Annotated in this window: 22 protein-coding genes; 11 read left to right on the forward strand and 11 right to left on the reverse strand. The window is 65.1% G+C overall.

Annotation, left to right across the window (positions count from 1 at the left end; translation table 11 throughout):
* A complete protein-coding gene (locus ABIB78_RS00315; protein WP_429020189.1) occupies positions 1–489 on the reverse strand; it encodes a MarR family winged helix-turn-helix transcriptional regulator in 489 nt (162 codons plus the stop codon).
* 505 nt (positions 490–994) lie between these two features.
* A complete protein-coding gene (locus ABIB78_RS00320) occupies positions 995–1,141 on the reverse strand; it encodes a hypothetical protein (protein WP_429020191.1) in 147 nt (48 codons plus the stop codon).
* Between the two features lie 140 nt (positions 1,142–1,281).
* Here ABIB78_RS00320 and ABIB78_RS00325 point away from each other — a divergent pair, with 140 nt between their 5' ends.
* Genes ABIB78_RS00325 through ABIB78_RS00355 form a run of 7 tightly spaced genes read left to right on the forward strand, consistent with a single transcriptional unit; the run spans position 1,282 to position 4,310 of the window.
* Positions 1,282–1,755, forward strand: coding sequence for a DUF2231 domain-containing protein (locus ABIB78_RS00325; protein WP_429020193.1), 474 nt, complete (start codon positions 1,282–1,284; stop codon positions 1,753–1,755).
* On the forward strand, positions 1,755–3,098 hold the full coding sequence (locus tag ABIB78_RS00330) for a PQQ-dependent sugar dehydrogenase (protein WP_429020195.1): 1,344 nt from the start codon (positions 1,755–1,757) through the stop codon (positions 3,096–3,098). Before ABIB78_RS00325 ends, ABIB78_RS00330 begins: the two co-directional genes overlap by 1 nt.
* 32 nt (positions 3,099–3,130) lie before the next feature.
* Positions 3,131–3,475, forward strand: coding sequence for a cupin domain-containing protein (locus ABIB78_RS00335; RefSeq protein ID WP_429020197.1), 345 nt, complete (start codon positions 3,131–3,133; stop codon positions 3,473–3,475).
* Positions 3,476–3,485: 10 nt separating this feature from the next.
* On the forward strand, positions 3,486–3,665 hold the full coding sequence (locus ABIB78_RS00340) for a hypothetical protein (RefSeq protein ID WP_429021563.1): 180 nt from the start codon (positions 3,486–3,488) through the stop codon (positions 3,663–3,665).
* A gap of 58 nt (positions 3,666–3,723) precedes the next feature.
* Entirely contained in the window at positions 3,724–3,882 is a 159-nt protein-coding gene (locus ABIB78_RS00345; protein WP_429020199.1) for a hypothetical protein, read from the forward strand.
* A gap of 30 nt (positions 3,883–3,912) precedes the next feature.
* Positions 3,913–4,068 carry a hypothetical protein gene (locus ABIB78_RS00350; protein WP_429020201.1) on the forward strand — a complete coding sequence of 52 codons (156 nt, stop codon included), beginning with the start codon at positions 3,913–3,915 and terminating at the stop codon, positions 4,066–4,068.
* A gap of 29 nt (positions 4,069–4,097) precedes the next feature.
* Complete coding sequence (locus ABIB78_RS00355) at positions 4,098–4,310, forward strand: hypothetical protein (RefSeq protein WP_429020203.1); 213 nt, start codon at positions 4,098–4,100, stop codon at positions 4,308–4,310.
* Positions 4,311–4,377: 67 nt separating this feature from the next.
* On the opposite strand, the gene ABIB78_RS00360 is transcribed toward ABIB78_RS00355, so the two are convergent.
* A complete protein-coding gene (locus tag ABIB78_RS00360) occupies positions 4,378–4,935 on the reverse strand; it encodes an HNH endonuclease (RefSeq protein ID WP_429020205.1) in 558 nt (185 codons plus the stop codon).
* A 191-nt stretch (positions 4,936–5,126) separates the two neighbouring features.
* On the opposite strand from ABIB78_RS00360, the gene ABIB78_RS00365 reads away from it, so the two are divergent.
* Positions 5,127–6,887: a chloride channel protein gene (locus ABIB78_RS00365; protein ID WP_429020207.1), complete on the forward strand. Its 1,761-nt coding sequence runs from the start codon at positions 5,127–5,129 to the stop codon at positions 6,885–6,887.
* 152 nt (positions 6,888–7,039) lie between these two features.
* Here the strand turns inward: ABIB78_RS00365 and ABIB78_RS00370 are convergent, their stop codons facing one another.
* The 5 genes from ABIB78_RS00370 to ABIB78_RS00390 form a co-directional block, all read right to left on the reverse strand.
* Positions 7,040–8,017, reverse strand: a complete 978-nt coding sequence (locus tag ABIB78_RS00370) for a peptidyl-alpha-hydroxyglycine alpha-amidating lyase family protein (RefSeq protein ID WP_429020209.1) — start codon at positions 8,015–8,017, stop codon at positions 7,040–7,042.
* Between the two features lie 129 nt (positions 8,018–8,146).
* A complete protein-coding gene (locus tag ABIB78_RS00375) occupies positions 8,147–9,934 on the reverse strand; it encodes a flavin-containing monooxygenase (protein ID WP_429020211.1) in 1,788 nt (595 codons plus the stop codon).
* Positions 9,935–10,046: 112 nt separating this feature from the next.
* Positions 10,047–11,132 (reverse strand): DUF2855 family protein, encoded by a 1,086-nt coding sequence (locus ABIB78_RS00380; protein WP_429020213.1) that lies wholly within the window; start codon positions 11,130–11,132, stop codon positions 10,047–10,049.
* A gap of 104 nt (positions 11,133–11,236) precedes the next feature.
* Entirely contained in the window at positions 11,237–12,754 is a 1,518-nt protein-coding gene (locus tag ABIB78_RS00385) for an acyl-CoA synthetase (RefSeq protein WP_429020215.1), read from the reverse strand.
* A 30-nt stretch (positions 12,755–12,784) separates the two neighbouring features.
* Entirely contained in the window at positions 12,785–13,756 is a 972-nt protein-coding gene (locus tag ABIB78_RS00390; RefSeq protein ID WP_429020217.1) for an NAD(P)H-dependent flavin oxidoreductase, read from the reverse strand.
* A 180-nt stretch (positions 13,757–13,936) separates the two neighbouring features.
* Here ABIB78_RS00390 and ABIB78_RS00395 point away from each other — a divergent pair, with 180 nt between their 5' ends.
* Positions 13,937–14,824 (forward strand): LysR family transcriptional regulator, encoded by an 888-nt coding sequence (locus ABIB78_RS00395; protein WP_429020219.1) that lies wholly within the window; start codon positions 13,937–13,939, stop codon positions 14,822–14,824.
* A gap of 11 nt (positions 14,825–14,835) precedes the next feature.
* Here the strand turns inward: ABIB78_RS00395 and ABIB78_RS00400 are convergent, their stop codons facing one another.
* Both ABIB78_RS00400 and ABIB78_RS00405 read right to left on the reverse strand, forming a co-directional pair.
* The gene (locus tag ABIB78_RS00400) at positions 14,836–16,398 is read right to left on the reverse strand and encodes a glycosyl hydrolase family 17 protein (RefSeq protein ID WP_429021480.1); all 1,563 of its coding nucleotides are present in this window, start codon (positions 16,396–16,398) and stop codon (positions 14,836–14,838) included.
* A 170-nt stretch (positions 16,399–16,568) separates the two neighbouring features.
* Positions 16,569–17,222 (reverse strand): DNA-3-methyladenine glycosylase family protein, encoded by a 654-nt coding sequence (locus ABIB78_RS00405; RefSeq protein ID WP_429020221.1) that lies wholly within the window; start codon positions 17,220–17,222, stop codon positions 16,569–16,571.
* A gap of 199 nt (positions 17,223–17,421) precedes the next feature.
* On the opposite strand from ABIB78_RS00405, the gene gluQRS reads away from it, so the two are divergent.
* Complete coding sequence (gluQRS, locus tag ABIB78_RS00410; protein ID WP_429020223.1) at positions 17,422–18,291, forward strand: tRNA glutamyl-Q(34) synthetase GluQRS; 870 nt, start codon at positions 17,422–17,424, stop codon at positions 18,289–18,291.
* 134 nt (positions 18,292–18,425) lie between these two features.
* Positions 18,426–19,703: an ATP-binding protein gene (locus ABIB78_RS00415; RefSeq protein WP_429020225.1), complete on the forward strand. Its 1,278-nt coding sequence runs from the start codon at positions 18,426–18,428 to the stop codon at positions 19,701–19,703.
* Here the strand turns inward: ABIB78_RS00415 and ABIB78_RS00420 are convergent.
* Positions 19,630–20,490, reverse strand: a complete 861-nt coding sequence (locus ABIB78_RS00420; protein WP_429021481.1) for a YihY/virulence factor BrkB family protein — start codon at positions 20,488–20,490, stop codon at positions 19,630–19,632. The genes ABIB78_RS00415 and ABIB78_RS00420 overlap by 74 nt on opposite strands.
* Positions 20,491–20,611 lie beyond the last annotated feature (121 nt).

Consider the following 20,611-nt stretch of genomic DNA (forward strand, 5'->3'; position numbering starts at 1 on the left):
CTATTTCGCCTCTGGAGCAGTCTTGGCTGGAGCAGTCTTGGCGTCCTGAAGGCGGCTTGCCCGCTGCTCGATGCGCTGGAGCGTCTCGAAGGTTACCGCAAGTTCCTCGCTGCCGATATCCTTGAGCAGGCTGGCCCGCACCCGGCGCAGCACCCGGTTGATCTCCTCGACCTTGGCTTCGCCGGTCGTGGTGAGATGCAGCGTCTTGGCGCGGCGATCGGTGGGGTCCTCGCGACGCTCGACCAAGCCTTCAGACTGGAGCAGATCGACCAGCCGCACCAGCGAAGGCCCCTCGATGCCCAGTTCGTCGGCCAGCACGCCCTGGCGAACGTTTTCCCCCTGCCGCGACAGCACCAGCAGCGGAATCGCCATGGCGTAGGACAGGCCGTGATCGGATAGCGCCTGATCCGACTCGCGACGCCAGATCCGGGCCAGCATGCTGATCAGGCGACCGATCTCGGCGTGGACATGGGATTGCGAAGGGGGCATGCAAATTAGATAGGATACAAACTATTAGGCTGCAACTAAATACCCTGATGATCACGCAAAAGCGAATGCAGTCTGGAGCGGGGATCGCTGCACCCGCGATCGATGTCGCAACCTGCGACCGGGCGACGGCCTAAAAGATTTTGCGACATCAGCATGCCGGCGACGTTGCCGAGCGTTGGGGCAGTCCCGATCAAGCCGCCTGGTCCAGCCGTGTAGCAGGAGGAAGACCCGACGAATGGTCCAATCCCGGCCTGCATGTCTGCCATGAAGAAGTTCACGGCCGGCAGCGGCCACAAACGGGGGGTGCGGAGGAGGAGTTCGCTTGGCGGTGACGCATGTTCCATGAACGCATGCCGCCGAGGAACGAAGCCACCGCGGCTTGGTATTTCTGCGCAACGCCACATGCCGCAATACGCATAGCGGCCCGACCCTCGAAACGCTCTCAGGGTAGAGGTTGCGCGGGATAGCCCGCATGTCTGCGGGCCGTGCTCGCGCCGATCCTCGTCTATCGCATCAGGACGTAGACGATGACGATGATCGCGAGTGCAATGACCGCGGACGTGATCATCATGCCGTAAGGACGCATCTGCCTTCCTTGCGTCGTCTCCGCGGTGCTGGCGGGAGCTGGTTCAGCGGGACCTTCTCGGACCATGGTTGGCGTCCTGCTCGTCATAACTCTATCCCGACGCCGCCGATGCAGCTTCGTTCCTAAATTGGTGTCGATGCCGGGCCGGCTGTGCATAGGAACCTCGCTCCGAGGGCGTTGTTGAGGCCACTTTCGGAGGCGCGCAGATGCAAGAGGTCGCGACGGTCACCACGAAGTCGGTCAATCCGGCATCGACGGCGAGGGTTGGCATGCACGCCATCCATCCGATGCTGGTGCCGTTTCCGATCGCGTGCTTCGTCGGAACGCTGGTAACGGATATTGCATATTGGGCGACGGCCGAGATGATGTGGGCCAATTTTTCGGCTTGGCTCTTGTTTGCAGGGCTGATCATGGGCGGCTTCGCTGCGATCGCCGGTCTGGTCGATTTCCTGAGCAATCGGCTGATCCGCGGCGTGCCATATGCATGGTTTCACATGGCGGGCAACGTCGTGGTGCTGTTGCTCGCGCTGTTCAATGCCTTCATCCACAGCCGCGATGCCTGGACATCGGTGGTGCCGACCGGGCTCGTGCTGTCGGCGCTGACCGTCCTCGTGATGCTGGTCACGGGTTGGCTCGGCTGGGACATGGTTTATCGCTATCGGATCGGAGTGGCGGGCTGATGCGGATCGATCTGACCAATATCCCTCACATCAAAGTTGCAACGCTGTTATTGGTCGGTCTGTGCCTGGCAAGCTGCAGCAAGGAGGCGGCGCCTGATCCGAAAACCCAGATCGGCGCACGTCCTGATTTGCCGGCATTGCAGCAATATCTGATGCCACCGATGCACGTCGCTCCGGTGGTCGGATGGAAGCAGGGCGAGAAGCCCAGCGTGCCGGACGGTTTGCAGATCAATGCGCTTGCCTCCGGCCTGCAGCATCCGCGCTCGCTCTATGTGCTTCCCAATGGCGACATCCTGGTTGTCGAATCCAAGGCGCCGGGGACCGAGCCGATCAAGCGGCCAAAGGACTTCATCATGAAATGGGTGGAGTCGTGGGCGACCTCAGGCGGTGACACCGGCGAAAGCAATCGCATCACGCTGCTGCGTGATAGCAATGGCGACGGCAAGCCGGAGATGCAGAGCGTCTTCCTCGACCACCTCCATTCGCCGTTCGGCGTCGCGTTGGTCGGCAACGATCTCTATGTGGCGAACACCGATGCAATCGTTCGATACCCCTATCACGAGGGCGACACCAAGATCACCGAGCCGGGTCAGACCCTGACCCAGCTTCCGGGCGGTCCGATCGACCACCACTGGACCAAGAGCCTGGTGGCAAGCCCGGACGGTGCGTTGCTCTATGTCGGTGTCGGCTCCAACAGCAACATCACCGAGAATGGAATCGAGGCCGAGAAGAACCGGGCGGCGATCCTCGAGGTCGAGCGCGCCACCGGCCGCTGGCGGATCTTCGCCAGCGGGCTGCGCAATCCGAATGGTCTGACCTTCGAACCGCAGAGCCACGCGCTATGGACCGTCGTCAACGAGCGCGACGAGATCGGTCCGAACCTCGTGCCCGATTATCTGACATCGGTAAAGGACGGCGGTTTCTACGGCTGGCCCTACAGCTATTTCGGCCAGAACGTCGATCCGCGGGTGCAGCCGCAGCGGCCGGACCTCGTCGCTAAGGCCACCGTCCCGGACTATGCGCTGAGCTCGCATGTCGCGCCGCTGGGGCTCGCGTTCTACACCGGCGACAAGCTGCCATCGTCCTATCGGGGCGGAGCGTTCATCGGCGAGCATGGCAGCTGGAATCGGCCGCAGCTCAATGGCTACAAGGTCGTCTATGTGCCGTTCGCCGATGGACACTCGAACGGACCTGCGCAGGATGTTGTAACCGGCTTCCTGAGCGAGGACCAAAAGTCCCGCGGCCGTCCGGTTGGATTGGCGATCGACAAGTCCGGCGCCCTTCTGATCGCCGACGATGTCGGCAACACGGTGTGGCGCGTCAGCGCCTCGGGCCGGCTCTGACGGTCCGTGAGCCATCGCGATTGGAGAACCCCATGAATGACAGCACGATCAAGAAAGTTGCGGTGAGTACCGCGCCGAAGGGAGCGATGAGCCAGACCTATCTCGTATCGGGCAAGCGTGTGGCAATGCGCCTCTGGGACAAAGAAAGGCCACAACAGGGCGCTGCCGACCGGCGAGACTACGAGACGGTCGGGTATGTCGTGGGCGGCCTCGCGGAGCTGACCCTGGAAGGGCAGCCCGTCCGCCTGCAGCCCGAAGATTCCTGGCTCGTGCCCGCCGGGTCGGAGCATAGCTATCGCATCCTGGAGCCATTCACGGCGATCGAAGCCACCGCACCGCCGGCGCAGGTGCATGGTCGCGACGAGGTCCAATCATAGGGGGCTAACAGTGTCGAACATGCTCGAAGAGAAACTCAGGGATTCGATCATCGGCGAGTTGAAGCGGCAGGCGGCCGACCGGCCGGATCTGCTCCGCGTACAGGAAGCCGGGGACCTGTCGGTCAGCGGCACGATCGACCTCGATGCGCTGGTCATGGTGATCGCGGGCTCGGTTGCCGGGGGACCATGAACGCGGCGCGTTAGGAACTCATCGAGACGCAGATGCTTCTGCACTTGAGGAGATCGACATGAAGAAAAAAACTGTGACGCAGGATCCCGGGCGCCCGAGCGACTGGGGTTCCCACGCGCAAACCGACAAGCCCTGGAAGGGCAATCCCGAGAAGGAGCAGCGTTCCGGAGACGAGAAGCCGGATCTGGAAAAGTGGCATGAATCGAACACGCAGTAATGCGCTGGCGGCAACGCTTGGAGAGACCGAATGGATATGGGCCTCGAAATCATCTACGGCGTCGGAGCGCTCGTGCTCCTGACCGCTTTGATCTTCTGCGTCCTTCAATACCACTTTCGCAACCGGCGCGCGGTGCAGGCAGGCGAACAAGTCGTTCGTGAGCGATACGAGCGGAATGAGGCGTGAGGCCGTGCCGCTTGCGCAAGGAGGAGACAATGGGACTGGCTCAATACGCGGTGATTGCAGCCGGCGAGGAATGGGGCGTCCTGCACGACGGCAATCTCAATGCTGGATACGCCACCAAGGAAGCTGCATTCGAGGCCGCGGCGGCCGCCGCTGCACTGGCGATCAGGATGGGGCACGAAGTCCACGTCAGCGTTCCCGGACGCGAAGAAGGGGAAGCTGCCCTCACCAAGCAGCCGACCTAGTCCAGACAACAGCCGTGTAGCTTGCATTCTCTGTGAGGTGGATGACGACGGCGCGCGCCGCCACGCTCTACGGATCGAGCTCAGTATCCCAATAGAGATAATCGAGCCAGCTCTCGTGCAGATAGTTCGGCGGAAACAGCCGGCCGTTGCGGTGGAGCTGATGCACGGTCGGGGCGTAGGGTGACTGCCTCGGAAACATCTTGGCCTGCTGCGGCGTCAGATTGCCCTTGCGCAGATTGCAGGGCGAGCAGGCGGCGACGACGTTCTCCCAGGTGGTCTGGCCACCCTTGCTGCGCGGAACGATGTGATCGAAGGTGAGGTCGTCGCCCGACAGGCAATATTGGCAGGAGAAGCGGTCGCGCAGGAAAACGTTGAACCGGGTGAAGGCGGGGTGGGTGGTCGGCTTGACGAAGGACTTGAGGGATACGACGCTCGGCAACTGGATTTCGAAGGAAGGACTTCGTACCGCCCGGTCGTAATATTCGACGATGTTGACGCGATCGAGGAACACCGCCTTGATCGCGTCCTGCCAGGACCAGAGCGACAGCGGGTAATAACTCAGCGGCCGGAAGTCCGCATTCAAGACCAGCACCGGCCAACCGCCTTGCGAGACATGTGCGTTCAAATAACGCTCCTGACTCCCATTAGCTGCGAAGCAGCATGCACTCACATACTACAGGCAGCGTGACGGGATTGTGAAGAGCAATGAGCGGCTTATCCGCCATGCCCTGCCATGTTCCTGCCCCGATTGCCTCCCGCCCGCGAGGCCCGTAAAGGGAGCCGCAAGGCCCTGTCGGCCAGTGACGGACCCCGCCGATGACCACAACGTCAAACTATCTCGAGGCGCCGCGCCGGCTGCGCGCATTCGTGCGCGCGCACGAAACGAGCCTCGTGGTGCTGGCGGTGCTGATCGGCGCCATTGGCGGCCTCGTGGTGGCGGTCATGAGCGGCATGGTCACGGTGCTGCACGCGGTGCTGTTCAATCTGCCGCTGGGCGACCGGCTGTCGAGCCAGCCCAGCATTGATCCCGTGCGCGCGCTCGTGGTTCCCACGGTTGGCGGTCTGCTGCTGGGATTTGCGTTCCTTCTGCTGCTCCGGGTCCGGCCGGCCCGCGAGATCGATCCGATCGAGGCCAACGCGCTCTATGGCGGGCGGATGTCGTTCCGTGGCAGCGTGATCGTGGCGCTGCAGACGATCTGGTCGAGCGGCGTCGGCGGTTCGGTCGGGCTCGAGGCCGGCTATACCCAGCTGGCCAGCGGCCTCGCCGCCTCGCTCGGCCGCGGCTTTCACCTCCGCCGCAACGACCAGCGAATCATGGTTGGCTGCGGCGCTGCGGCGGCAATCGCCGGCGCCTTCAGCGCGCCGCTTGCGGGCGCATTCTATGCTTTCGAACTTGTGATCGGCGGCTACACGCCGGCGAGCCTGACCCCGGTGGGCGTGGCCGCGGTGACCGGCTACTTCGTCGCCCATGCCTTCGAGCCGCTGCCGCTCGGCGTCGGCGTTGGAACCGTCGGCGACGTGCTCGGGCGGGATCTCGCGATTGCCGCGCTGCTCGGCATGGTCGCAGCCCTGACCGGCATAGCGATCATGCGCGGGGTGGCGCTGTGCGAGGCGCTGCTCGCCAAGACGCGGCTGTGGCCGCCGCTGCGGCCGGCGCTCGGCGGGCTTGCCGTCGGCGCGATGGCGCTGCTGACGCCGCAGGTGATGTCCTCGGGCCATGGCGCGCTGCGATTCGCCGGCATTGTGGCGATGCCGCTCGCCTTCATCGCGGGAGTGTTCGCGTTGAAGGCGGTTGCCTCGATCGTCTCGCTCGGCTCCGGCTTCCGCGGCGGATTGTTCTTTGCCACGCTGTTCATGGGCGCGCTCGGTGGCCGGCTGTTCGCGGCCGGCGTCGACATTGTGTGGCCGGGGCTGAACCTCGATCCCAACGCCTACGCGGTGATCGGCATGAGCGCGCTGTCGGCCTCGGTGATCGGCGGTCCGCTGACGATGTCGTTCATCGCGCTGGAATCCACCGGCAATCTCTGGCTCACCACCGCGGTGCTGGTCGCGGTCATCATCTCGACCACGATCACGCGCGAGCTGTTCGGCTATTCGTTCGCGACCTGGCGCCTGCATCTGCGCGGAGAGTCCATCCGGAGCGCCGCCGACATCGGCTGGATCCGCGATCTCACGGTGGGCAAGATGATGCGGCAGGACATGACGACGGTCGAAGCCGCGATACCGATCGAGGCGTTCCGCGAGAAATTCCCGCCCGGCTCGAAGACCCAGGTCGTCGCGATCGACGACGAGGGGCATTATGCAGGGCTCGCGCTGGTCGCGGAAGCGCACGCGCCCGATCTCGAGGCCGGCAAGGGGCTTGGCGCCATTTTGCGCTACGCCGACGTGGTGCTGCATCCCGCCATGAACGTGCAGGAGGCGATCGCGGTGTTCGACGCGGCCGAAGCGGAGTCGCTCGCGGTGATCGAGGGCGAGGGTGACCGGCGGCCGATCGGCCTGCTCACCGAAGCGCACGCCATGCGGCGCTATGCGGAAGAATCCGAGCAGCGCCGCCGCGAGGTGATCGGCGAGATTTGATTCCGGCGCGCGCTTTTCGACCCATCATCCTGCGGCGCTCGCGAAGCGAGCCTCGAAGGATGCACGGCCAAGCCGCGGCGGCGGGGCCGTCGATGCTTCGAGACGTTGGTTCCGTGCTCCTCAGCATGACAGGGACAAATAGGGGTTCAACGCTACACCACCACCCGCTCCAACTTCTGCAAACATCGTGTCACGCGAACCGCGGCCGGCATCTCGGTATCCGGAAAGCTGGTCTTCCAGTCGGTGACGCCGACCTCGCCGACATAGATGTCGCCACGCGAGTCCAGCGCGATGCCGTGCGGCGCCAGGAATTTTCCGGTCTCGACGCCGGGGCCGTGCTCGCCGCCGAGCCGGGCGATGCGCTTGCCCTTGTGATCCACGATCGATAGCCGCGGGCCGAGATTGGGCACCTTGCGGTTGACGGCCATGCCGGGGCCGAGCTCGCCGATCACGAAATTCGGCTGCTTGCCGCCGGAGCAGCAGCATAGGGCGCAGGGCCGGTGCAGATTGTTCCACTGCGTCTCGTATTTGCCGTTGCCGTCGAACACCTGGACGCGGTGGTTCTCGCGGTCGGCGACATAGACCCAGCCGTCGGCGTCGGTCGCGATGTTGTGCACGATGTTGAACTGGCCGGGATCGGTGCCGGGCTCGCCCCAGGTTTTGATCAGCCTTCCATCCGGCGTGTATTTGTGGACGCAGGCATTGCCGTAGCCATCGGAGACATAGATCTCGCCCCTCGGCGATAGCGCCGTATGGGTGCAGCGATGGAACGGCTCGCCACTCATGAACGGCGCCGGCTTGTACGGGATGCCGATCGTCAGCAGCACCTTGCCGTCAACAGAGCATTTGCGCACGGTGTGGTCGCCGTCGTCGGTGCAATAAAGATTGTCGTCGGCGTCGATATGCAGGCCGTGCGCGCGGGAGAATACGCCTTCGCCCCAGCTCCGGATGAAATTCCCCTCGCGGTCGAGCACCACCATCGGATGTTCGCCGCGGTTGAAGACATAGACGCGGTTCTTGCTATCGACCGCGACGGAGGCGACGTCTGTCAGGCTCCAGCCGTCGGGCAGTTTCGCGAAATTCTCGACGACGCGGTAGCGATGCTCGCCGGTGCCCAGCATGGTTGGCATAAGGCCTCTCTCCAAGATCGTCATTTCGGCGCGATGCGGAGCATCGAGCCCGGAATCTCGAGGTCCCATAATGCGCAATTGCGCATTAGGGTCTGCGCTTCGCGCATCCCGGAACGACAGTGGTAGCGGTTACGAAAGCTTCGCCACCGGCCCGACGTCGCGCGGCAACAGGCCTGCCTCGATCGCCTTGATCTGCAGCGCGAGGGCGCGCGAGTTGATACGGCATTGCGCGAGGCTGCCGGCGATGAACCACAGGCCGGGCTGCGGTGTGCGGGTGTACATGTTGCGCAGCTCCTGGCCGTCGCCAAAGCCCCAGATCGGGCCGACCCGCGCCGCCATCGCCTCGCCGAACAGCTTCTTCACCAGCTCTTCCTGGGGCCGGTAGCCGGTCGCGAGCACGATGAGGTCGGCATGAACCACTTCTCCGCTCTTCAGCCGTGCGCCTTCGCTCACGAAGGTCTCGATATCGGAAAACTGCTTCAGCGCGATCGCGCCGCTGGCGACGAGATCGGAGCAGCCGACGTTGAAGTAGTAGCCGCCGCCGCGGGTGAGGTACTTGAACTGCCAGCCGGTGCCGCCGTCGCCGAAATCGAGCTTGAAGCCTTTGCGAGCGAGGCCGTCGAGCAGCGGCTTGTCCAGTTCCTTCGACTGCTCGGTCATCAGCACATGGCTGCGCTTGGCGAGCGCGAGCGGCATCGAGGTCGCGATCAGATCGTTGTCCTCGAGCGAACCTTCATTGTAGGCGGCGTAGGCAAGCTGCGCCGACGGCTCGATATTGGTGATCAGCGTCGAGGAGCGCTGCACCAGCGTGACTTCGGCGCCGGACGAATACAGGTCCTGGGCGATGTCGTGGCCGCTGTTGCCGGTGCCGATTACCAGCGCGCGCTTGCCGGTCCAGTTCTCGCCGTCCTCGTAGCGGCTGGAATGCAGGACCTTGCCGGAAAAATTCGTCAAGCCGGGGATATCGGGCAGGTTGGGAATGCCGCTGACGCCGGTTGCCATCACGACGTGGCGCGGCCGCATCTTCCGGGTCGTGCCGTCGGCGCGGCGCAACTCGACGGCCCAATGCCCTTCCGCGTCGTCATAGCTGCCGCCCAGGAATTCGGTGCCGGTCCAGAAGTTCAGCTCCATGGCGTCGACATAGGATTCGAACCAGTTGGCGAGCTTGTCCTTCGGGATGTAGGTCGGCCAGTTCGGCGGGAACGGCATGTAGGGCAGGTGATTGACCTGAACTTGATTGTGCAGGGTCAGCGCGTGGTAGCGCTTGCGCCAATTGTCGCCGACGCGCGCCTCGAGGTCGACGATCAGCGCGTCGATCTTGAGCTGTTGCAGCCGTGCGGCGATCGCAAGTCCGGCCTGTCCGCCGCCGACCACCAGCACATCGGGCTCGCGGTCGGCATATTCGGCGGCTGCCTTGCGCAGGTCGAGCCAGTTGGGTCCGCGGAAGTCGCGGGAATGGGCTTTCCCACGCGGCCGGGTGTTTCCCTGCTGCTCCTCAAAGCCCTTCAGCTCCTCGAGTGCCGTCAGCAAGGTCCAGGCCTTCAGCCGGTCGCCGTCGGCGGCGTCGGGGATCAGCCGCACGATGCCGTGGCCGCGGCCAACAGCGGTCTCGAATTTGAAGATGGCCTCGATCGCATTGGTGCCGGCGCGCATCACCCGCCGCGGTGCGGCGCGCTCGGCATCGATGCGAAAGTCATGCGGCGCGCTGCGGCGCGCATGCGCGCGCAGTTCCTCGATGATCGCAAAGGCACGATTGACAGTCTGGATGTTCCAGCTCAGCGCCAGCACGTCGCGCCAGTAGCTGTCGGGGTGGAATAGCGGCTTCAGCAGCACATCGTCGAGGCTCGCGAGCGCATCCTCGAACTGCACAAGCCAATTGTCGGTGGCGACCGAAATATCGTCCGTCTTGTCGAGCATTGGGCGCTTCTCGTCGTCGGCCGCCCTTAGTGACGTTTTCTTGGCGGCGTTCCCTTGCCCGCAAGCCTATACCGATTGGCGAGGCCGCAGAAAGGGCGCGACGGGATAGCGCCTATTCGGCCAGCGACAGGATCAGGCCTTGATCCGGCGGAACGCGGCCCTGCAGGGTATCGAGATAGGCCTCGCGCACCGCGGCCGGGCCGCGCCGCTCGACGATATCGAGCCAATTGGGCAGATGCGGCACGAGTTCCGTCCATGCGGTGCCAAAGCGGTGGTCGACGCCGCCGGGACCCCATTCCTTGGCGCGCTTGCGGATCTGGTCGGGCGCGAAGAACCACACCGGCTTGGCGCCGGGAAGCGTCGGCTCGTCCGGCTCGCTCGCGCGATGCGTGAGCCCGACCCGCCCGGAATAGACCATCTGCGCGCCGAAGTGCCGGTGCAGGCTCTCGCGCAGCGCGCTGTTGCCGGCCATGTCGACATAGGCGACCGGCTCGGCCGGCGGGATCGCGGTGACCTGGTCATAGGTGACGACCTCGTCGTAGCAGCCGAGCGAGGTGACGAAATCGATATTGCGGTTCGATGTCAGCCCGATCACCCGGATGCCCCGCCTGTGCAGGAGATGGGCGAGGCCGAACGCGGTCTTGCTCGAGGCCGACGACAGGATGACGCGGCGTGCGCCGTAGAACTCATTCTCGGCCAGGAAGTCGTCGACCAGGAACGACAGCATGAACAGGGGCAGCAGCAGCGCACGGAAATCGCCCTGCCGGCCGGCATAGGTCGGATCGCCGGAGACGCGGGCATAGGCGTTGTAGACCGGCGAGACCTCCTGACGGTGCGCCGCTCCGTCGCGCAAGCCACGCTTGCTGACGTCGGTGGCCTCGATCATGAGATGGGTCGCCATCGGGAAATAGCCGAACAGGGTTTCGCCGACCGCGATAGCGGGATGTTTCGAGGCGATCACTTGGCCAAAGCCCCACACCGGGATGATGCCGTAGCCCTCGGGCGCCGGGAACAGATGCCAGTATTTCAGCTGCTCGCCAATCACGGCATAGGTGATGTTGTTGGCGGTGAAGGCGAAGCGGGTGACCTTGACCAGCAGCGCGTCGGCCGGCAGCGCCGCGGCATCGGGCAACTGCGTCTCGATCACCTTGCACTGCTGCAGATCGTTGCGGATGACGATGAAGTCGATCGAGTTCATGGCGATGATCCGGGTCTCAGATGCGGCGGCATCGTTGCGTCGATTGCCGGCCTTTTGCAACAGCAACTAAGTTTCAAACGCCGTTCGCTTCACCGCCATTTCGTTCAGCCGAGCCGTCCTTCGCGGTAGAGGTCACGCAGCTTGCGCTTGAAGATCTTGCCGGTGGCCTCGCGCGGCAGCGCGTCCATGAACCGGATATCCCGCGGCACCTTGAAATTGGCGAGCTTGCCGCGCAGAAAATCCTGGATCGCTGCAATCGACAGCGCAGCGCCCGCTTCCGGCTCGACGCAGGCGAACAGCCGCTCGCCGTACTCGTCGTCGGGAACGCCGAATACCGCGCAGTCGCGGACACCTTCCATGCCGATCAAGGTATTCTCGATCTCGGCGGGATAGATGTTGACTCCGCCGGAGATCACCATGTCGCGCTTGCGGTCGCAAAGGAACAGATAGCCGTCCGCGTCGAGATAACCGACGTCGCCGACACTGATGAGGCCGTCGCGGTCGGCCTCGGCGCGCGCCTTGGCGTTGCCGTGGTAATCGAAGTCCGACGTCGCCGTCTGGCGCATGAAGATCTCGCCGGGCTCACCGACGTCGCATTGCGTCCCATCGGGCCGGAAGATCTTCACGATGCCGCCCTCGATCGCGCGGCCGACCGTGCCGGGCTTGGCCAGCGCTTCCGCCGCCGAATGCCACACCGGGATGCCGGTCTCGGTCGAGCCGAGATATTCGTTGATCACCGGACCCCACCACTCGATCATCGCGCGCTTGACGTCGACGGGGCAGGGCGCGGCGCCATGCACGATGAATCGCAGCGATGACAGGTCGTAGCGGCGTCGCGTCTGCTCCGGCAAGCGCAGCAGCCGCACGAACATGGTCGGCACCATATGCATGTGCGTGACACGATACCGCTCGATCAGTTGCAGCAGATCCTCGGGATCGAAGCGGGGCTCGAGCACGATCATGCAGCCGTTGCGGAATGCGAGCATCCCGTAGGAGTGCGGCGCCGAATGGTACATCGGGCCGTTCATCAGGATCACCTGATCCTCGTTCGGCTTGACGCCGTAGGTGATGGCGCCGACGCGCGCGGCCGCCGCCTGCTGCTCGGGCCGCATCGGCTTGCGCCGCACGCCCTTCGGCAGTCCGGTGGTGCCCGAGGTGTAGAACATCGGCGCTGCGCCGATCGGCGCGTCGGCCAGCGGTTGATGCGTCTCGCGCCAGACGTCCCAGTCGGTCATGCCGTCTGGCACGCGCGTAGCCGCAGGCGCCACACCATAGGCCGCGGCGATCTCCGGTGGCGTGGTCACCACCAGCAGCTTGATTCCCGGCGGCAACCCGTCGCGGATCTGCGGCAACAGATCGGCGTGGCAGACCAGCGTATCGGCGCCGCTGTCGGACAGGATGTAGGCGACCTCGTCGGCCTTCAGATGCCAGTTGATCGGCACTACCGGACTGCCGAGCGCGGCGGAGGCCGCGACCACCTCGAACAGCGCGAAATCGTTGCGCAACATCATGCCGACCGGCTTGCCGTCGCGCACGCCGAGCGCGCGGAAGCCGGTGGCCGCCCGTGCGATGCGGGCGTGAATGTCGCTGTAGCTGATCTGCCTGTCGCCGCTGATGATCATGCCGGCTCTCTCCGCGTGGTCGTCCAGACGTCAGGCGCTGGCACGAACGAAATCGTTCCGCGCCTCATTAAACTCCGCCTTCAGCCGCGCCACCAGTTCGGCGACCGGCGGGGCATCCGTGATCTGGCCGATGCCCTGGCCCGAGCCCCAGATGTCGCGCCAGGCCTTGGCCTTCATGTTGCCGCCGGAGCCGAAATTCATCGTGGATTTGTCGGCCACCGGCAGATTGCCCGGATCGAGGCCTGCCGCCGCGATCGATGGTCCAAGATAGTTGCCGGGCACGCCCGTGAACAGGTTCGAATAGACGATGTCGTGCGCGGCATGTTCGGTCAATGCCTGCTTGTACCTGATATCGGCGTTGGCTTCCTCGGTCGCGATGAAGCGGGTGCCGATATAGGCGAGGTCGGCGCCGAGCGCGAGCGCGGATGCGATGCTCCATCCATCGGAGATCGCGCCCGACAACAGGATCGTGCCCTTGAACCACTGCTTGACCTCGCGCACCAGCGCAAACGGCGACAGCGTGCCGGCATGGCCACCGGCGCCGGCGCAGACCAGGATCAGCCCGTCGACGCCCTGCTCGGCAGCCTTGCGCGCATGCTTCACGTTGATGACGTCGTGGAACACCACGCCGCCATAGGAATGCGCGGCCTCGACGATCTCCGACGGCGGGCGCAGCGAGGTGATGATCACGGGCACCTTGTGCTTCACGCAGATCTCCATGTCGCGCATCAGGCGGTCGTTGGAGGCGTGGCAGATCTGGTTGACCGCGTAGGGCGCGACCTTCTTCTCCGGATGCAGCGCCTGGTATTCGCCGAGCTCGTTCTCGATCTGCGTCAGCCATTCGTCGAGCTTTTCGACCGGGCGGGCGTTCAGCGCCGGGAATGAGCCGACAATGCCGGCCTTGCACTGCGCGATCACGAGCTCCGGCCCCGAGACGATGAACAGCGGGGATCCGACGACCGGCAGTTCAAGCTTGTTGGCGAGCGAAGCAGGCAGCGACATTTTTCGGATCCTCCATGGTGGACCGCCCGGCCGGTAGCCGGGGCGGATCGCGATGTGTTGTAATGGCTGGAGCGGCGGCTCTCTTGCGCGGCAATATAAGGCTGGACGGCTGCGTTATGGCGTTCAATATTGAACAGCTGGTCGAGCAGAAATGAAAGAGGGCGCAGGCGGGCAAGCGGCATGGACTGGGAGCTTTGCAAGACATTCGTCGCGGTGGCGGAGACGCGCAGCTACGCCGGCGCGGCGCGGCGGCTGCGCATCAGCCATCCCACCGTCGGCCGCAATGTCGCGGCGCTCGAGAAGCAGCTCGGGACCCGTCTGTTCGCCCGGTCCAATGATGGGTTGGCGCTGACATCGCTCGGCCGCAAGTTCCGCGAGCACGCTGAGGTGATGGCCGCGGCCGCGTTGCGCGCGGAAGCTTCCGCGTCCGCAACCGGTGAGCAAGCCCGTGGCGTCGTGAAGCTGTCGATCGGCGCGACACTGGCCGCGCACTGGCTGATGCCGCGGCTCGGGCCGTTCCTGCGCGATCACGCCAGCATCCAGCTCGAGATCATCACCCACCCGTTTCCGGCGAGCGTGCGCCGCCGCGAGGCCGACGTGGTGCTGCGGCCGGTCGATGCGGGGGACGAGAACCTGATCGGGCGCAAGATCGGACGGCTCGGCGCCGGCTTCTATGCGTCACGCTTCTATGCCGCCGGCCGCAAGCTTCCGGAGCGGCCGGACGAGTGGAAAGGCCACAGCGTGATCGGGTTTGCCGACCAGGCCTCGAATGCGCGTCTGGCGCGGTGGAGCGATGTCATCACGCGGCAGGGCACGCTGGTGATGCGCTGTTCCTCGCAGGGCGACATGCTTGCGGCGGCGCGGGCCGGGCTCGGGATTTGCGCGCTGTCCTGCCTGGTCGGGGCCGACTATCCCGATCTGGTTCGGGTCGCTCCGCAGAAGCTCTCGAGCCTCTCCGATCTCTGGCTGCTCGCCCATCCCGATCTGGTCGAGCTTCCCTCGGTGCGCGCCGTCATCGGCTTCGTCACCGACTGCGCGCGCGAGGACCGTGTCAGGCTGCGCGGCTAGAACATCTCTTCTCAGGCACGCGCGCGCCACAGCGTCACCGCAAGCAGGATAAAGACGGCGCAAGTCCACAGCGACTGCCAGTTCTCCGGACCTTCGTTGAAGCCCATATAGATCGCGGCTCCGACGAAAATGCCGGCAAAGACCGATTCCGCCAGCGGGCGGATTCCTTTCGTGGGAGGATTGAGCAGCGTCGTCGCCGCAAACGGCACCGCCGCCATGGTGAGCGGCGCGAAAGGAAAATCGATAAAGCGCGGATCAAACACCAGGCCGAGTGCGGCCGCTGTGCCGACCACGACGGTGACGATCAGGGCCAATCCGTGCGTGGTCACCGGCACCGATTCGGTGTGGTAGCCCTGCGGACCCAACAATTCCAGGAAACTGGGCGGCGCGCGCCCCGCCATCAGGGCGTTGGCGCCAAACACCGGCGACGCCGTTGCCGCCAGCAGAAGCGAGCCCCACACAAGCCAGCCTCCCGCTCCATAGCTTTCATAGACCAGTCTTTGGGCGGCTGCCCCAAACAGGATTCCGGCCGTCGTTGCAGATACTCCGACTGCAAGCCATGGCACGAATTCGGGCTTCCTCGGCTTGCGGCGCAAGGTCAGCCATGCTGCGCCGAAGACCAGGATCGCCAGCACCATTCCGCTGCACATCTGCAATTTCCAGAACGGAAAATTGCTGATGGGCAGGCCGGCCGGATATTTCAGCGAGCGCTGCTCGGAATCGAACAGGCCCCAGGATCCGCCGACCGTGCCCTCGATCTCCCGCTTCCATCCCTCATCATAGGCCTCGAACAGGTTGACGCGGAAATGCTCGCGCCGGGCAAGGTCGAGGACCTCCGAGACCACCCGCGCCTGATTGACGCGCGACGGCAGCGCGGACTCGCGCATGCGCCCCTCGCTCGGCCAACCGATTTCTCCGATCAGGATTTCCTTGCCCGGGAAAGCCGCCGCGATCTGCCGGCGAATCTCGTCGGCGTGAGCGGCAGCATCTTCCGCCCGGATTGGAACGTTTTCCCAATACGGCAGGATATGAACGGTGATGAAATCGACGGCGTCGTAAAGTTCGCGATTGCTCAGCCAGAACTCCCAGACGTCGGCATAGGTGACGGGGACGCTGACCTGCGCCTTGATCGCGCGGATCGTGGCGGCGAGGTCGGACGCCGACATTTCCTTGCGTAACAAGACCTCGTTGCCGACCACAAGCGCGATGATGGTTTCCGGATATTCCTTGGCGAGGCGGATCGCCGTTGAAATCTGCGTTGAATTCTTCCTTCGGTCCCTGTCCAGGAAGATGCCCTGAATGACTTTAAGCCCCGCCTTGGCCGCGAGTCCGGGAATCTGATCGAGACCAAGATCGGTCGCGTAGGTCCGGATGCAGTCGGATATCTTGGCGAGTTGCGCGAGGTCTTCCGCGATCTGTTCCCGCGTGACCTGCGTCGCCGGCGAAAGTGATGTCTGATTGTTACGGAACGGAGCGTATGAGATGCACTGAACTTTATCGTTCGGATCGATCGGTGCGCGCACCAGGTTGACCGGGATGCCCAGCCACCACCACACCGCGGCGATGGCGCCCAGGGATATAGAGAGAAGCGTCAGCGGGATACGGCGAGAAACCAGGTCCGTCTCCTTGCAATGGGGACGTGCTGAGTGTGCTAAATCGGCGAGGCCGTCAAATTGAATAAGTATTTGTCTGCTGATGCTATATCACGCGATCACATAATTGGTGTGTTTTTCTCGACGACGCCCTACTTCGCGCCGGCGAGCACCCCCTCGCGATTCTTCAGCACGCGATAATATGCCCACCACAGATGCGCGGCGGCGCCGCGGAGCGGACGCCACGGCTCCGCAAGCGGCGCCATCTGCTTCGGCGTCGGCCGCTCCTTCAGCCCGAGCCCGACCTTGACCGCTTCCTGCACGGCGAGGTCCCCCGCCGGCCATGCATCGCCATGGCCGAGACAGAACAGGAGATAGACGTCGGCGGTCCACGGGCCGATTCCGGGCAGCGCGGTCAGCGTGTTGTGGGCGGCATCGGCCTCTTCGTTGGCGAGCACGTCGAGGTTCAGCCGCTCCTCGGCGAGCTCGCGCGCGATGTGCTTCAGCGTCTTGATCTTGGCGGCGGACAGTCCAAGCCGGCCGAGCCGGTCGGCCCGTACCTTGCGGATCGCATCATGATGGAATGGATCGAACGCCTTGCTGACGCGCCCCCAGATCGCCGCCGCACTCGCGGTCGACAGCTGCTGGCCGCAGATGATGGCGGCTAGCCCGGCAAACCCGGGCTCACGCTGCCGGATCGCCGGCATCCCGGTCGATTCGAGGATCGGGCGCAGGCGGCGATCCTGGTCGACCAGCTTCCGGATGGCGTCGTCGAGGTCGGCCTGGGTTTCGAGATGAATCAGCATTGCGGGATCTGCATCGGCTTGCCATGCGCGGGCTTGACCGCACATCCATCTCCTATCGTAACAGAGTCGTGTCCAGGTGCATGATCCGGAAAGTGGAAACCGGTTTGGCCTCGCGTCAAACGCAAGCCGTTTGCGCGGGGATCATGCTTAAACAGGGATCGTCTGGGCGAACCCGGCCATGAACCTACGAACGATCGCCATGCCACCCGTTTTCCGCTTCGCGCCGAGTCCGAACGGCTACCTGCATCTCGGCCACGCTTATTCGGCGCTGCTCAACCACGACCTCGCGCGGCAGTCGGGCGGACGATTCCTGCTGCGGATCGAGGACATCGACGCGACGCGCTGCCGGGTAGAGTTCGAGCAGGCGATCTACGAGGATCTCGCCTGGCTCGGCATCGCATGGGAAACCCCGGTGCGGCGGCAGTCGGAGTACCTTGGCGCCTATCGCGCGGCGCTCGACCGCCTGGCGGCGCAGGGCCTGGTCTATCCGAGCTTCGAGAGCCGCACCGACATCGCCCGGCTGGTCGCGGAGCAAGAGGCCGGTGGCGCCTGGCCGCGCGATCCGGATGGCGCGCCGCTCTATCCGGGAGCGGGCAAATCGCTGTCGGCCGGGGAGCGCGGCCGGCTGATCGGGCAGGGCGCGCCGTTCGCGCTGCGGCTCGACATGGCCTCAGCCTGCGCACGCGCCGGTGGCCTGCGCTGGCAGGAGGCGGGCGAGGGGCCGGCTGGCGAGAGCGGAGAGGTGGCAGCGCAGCCTGGGGCCTGGGGTGATGTGATCCTGGCGCGCAAGGAGACCCCAACCAGCTACCATCTCGCCGTCGTGGTCGATGACGCCCTGCAGGGCGTCAGCGATGTGGTCAGGGGCGTTGACCTGTTCTGGTCGACCAGCGTGCATCGGCTGCTGCAGGAACTGCTTGGCCTGCCCGGGCCGACCTACCGGCACCATCGCCTGATCCGGGACGCGGCCGGCCAGAAACTATCCAAATCGACCCAGGCGACCGGGCTGCGCGAGTTGCGGGCGGACGGTGCGAGCCCGGCCGATATCCGCCGCTTGGTCGGTTTGTCATAGATTCCGGCCGCGTTCGATCGCGAAGCAGGGCTGTTACCACCATGGCGCCTTGCGATGGCAGGCCGCAAACGCCGCCGTGACTCCGGCACGCCTGGCATGCCATGTTGTCCTCCAGGGCGGGGATCACTGAGACCATGGCGTCAAAATCGCGTGTACGGCGCCGCAATCGGCCATCCAAAAGGATGCCGCCGAAGACGCGCGCTGCCAAAACACGCGCCGGCAAGACAGGCACCGCCAAGACGGCCGCCAAGCGGGCCGCGCCAAAGGCGCCCGCGAAGGCTGGCCCCGGCGTGGTCGAGACCGCGCTCGCCGCCTTTGCTCATGAGGTGCGGACGCCGCTGACCGGTATCCTCGCGATCAGCAATCTGCTCGCGACATCGGATCTCGGCGAGCGTGAGCGGCGCTGGGTCGATACCGTCAAGGCCGGCGCCGAGCATCTGGCCAGCCTTGCGACCCTGTTCGTCGACGCCGCGCGGAGCGAGGGACCGGGGCTCGAGATCCGGCAGGATTTTTTCGACCTGCGCACGCTGGCGCGCCACGCCGGGGATTCGCTCGCCGGCCGCGCGGCAGCCAAGGGGCTGCAGGCCTCGGTCGAGGTCTCCGATAAGCTGCCCGCCTTCGCGGTCGGCGATCCCGTCCGCCTGCGCGCCGCGCTGGAGAACCTGATCGACAACGCCGTCAAGTTCACCGAGCAGGGCAGCATCGAGCTGCATGTCGCGCCGGTGCGCGCGCCCAAGGGCAGAATTGGCATTGCGTTTGCGATTTCCGACAGCGGCATCGGTCTGACGCTATCAGAGGTCAAGCGCCTGTTCCGGCCGTTCTCGCAGGCCAACGTCTCGATCGCCGCGCGGTTCGGCGGCGCCGGGCTCGGCCTGTCCTCGGTCAAGCAGCTCGCGCGCGCCATGGGCGGCGACATCGTCGCGGCCCGGCGCGCGGGCGGCGGTACCACCTTCACGCTCAACGTGGTGCTGGTGCCCGCCGAAGGGCCGGCCGGCGCCATGTCGAGCGAAGGCGCGGTGGTGCGGGCATCGCAAGGGCTGCGGCTGCTCAGCGTCGAGGACAATCCGTTCGGCCGCGTCGTGCTCAACACGATCCTGACCGAGCTCGGTCACCGCGCCGAATTCATCGGTCAAGGCGAGGCCGCGCCGGACAGGCTCGGCCAGGGCGCCTTCGACGCCGTGCTGATGGACATGGTGCTGCCGGGCATCGGTGGCATCGAGGCGATCAAGCGTATCCGCGCGCTGCCGCCGCCGCAGGGCCGGATCGTGATCATCGGGATTTCCGGCCGCGCCGAGGATGAAGCGGCGGCGCGCGCCGCCGGCGCCGACGCCTTCCTGGTCAAGCCTGTTTCTCCGCGGGCGCTCGCGACTGCGCTGCTTGCAGCGACACGCCGCGCGGCAGCCGCGACTTGATGATCGCCGCATTCAGCTCGCCGCCGAACACGAAGATCGCAGCGATGAAGTACAGAAACACCAGCGCGATCACCACAGAGGCGAGCCCCGCATACATCGTGACGTAATTGTTGGCGAAGCGCGCCAGGTACATGCCGAAACCGATGCCCGAGATCAGCGACGCCACCATGGTGAAGATAATGCCGGGCAGGATCTGCGTGAAGCCGCGGCGCCCCGCCGGCAGCCAGGCATGCAGGATGAAGAGCGCCACGACCAGAGCCAGCACCGTGATGCCGTAACGGGCGGTGTTGAGCAGGCTCTCGTTGGATTCGACGAAGAACGGGATATAACGTCGTGCCGCCTCGATGATCAGCGGCCCGAGCACTATCAGGAATGCCATCGCGAGCGAGGTGAACGCCGCGACCAGCGTGTAGCCGATCGACTCCAGCCGCAGCCAGTACCAGCGCCGCGGCTCGATCACGGCATAGGCGCGGTTCAGCGCCACCCGCAGCGCCTCGACGCCGTTGGAGGCGAAGTAGACCGCGAGCACCGCGCCGATGGTCAGGATGTCGCCGCGGGTGTTGGTCAGCACGTCGTGGATCTGGCCGGACAGCGCCTCGGCGACCTGCTGCGGCCAGACCTGCAGCAACAGCCCGACCGCCTGGTCGGCGAGCTCCTTGGAGCCGAAGAAGCCGGCCACCGACGTCAGCACGATCAGGAAGGGAAACAGCGCCATCAGGGTCGACAGCGCGATGTGGCTCGCAATCGCCCAGCCGTCATCGGCGAGGAACGTGTAAAAGGCATCCATCACGACGTGGGTGACGTAACGAAGCTGCTTCACATTCCACCCGGCATTGTCGAAAACGGCTCGGACCGAGAACGGACCCAGCATCTGATATTACGCATTGAAAAGCCAGTTGGTTGCATGG

Origin of the sequence: Bradyrhizobium sp. I1.14.4 (assembly GCF_050435825.1) — a bacterium.
Lineage (GTDB): Bacteria > Pseudomonadota > Alphaproteobacteria > Rhizobiales > Xanthobacteraceae > Bradyrhizobium.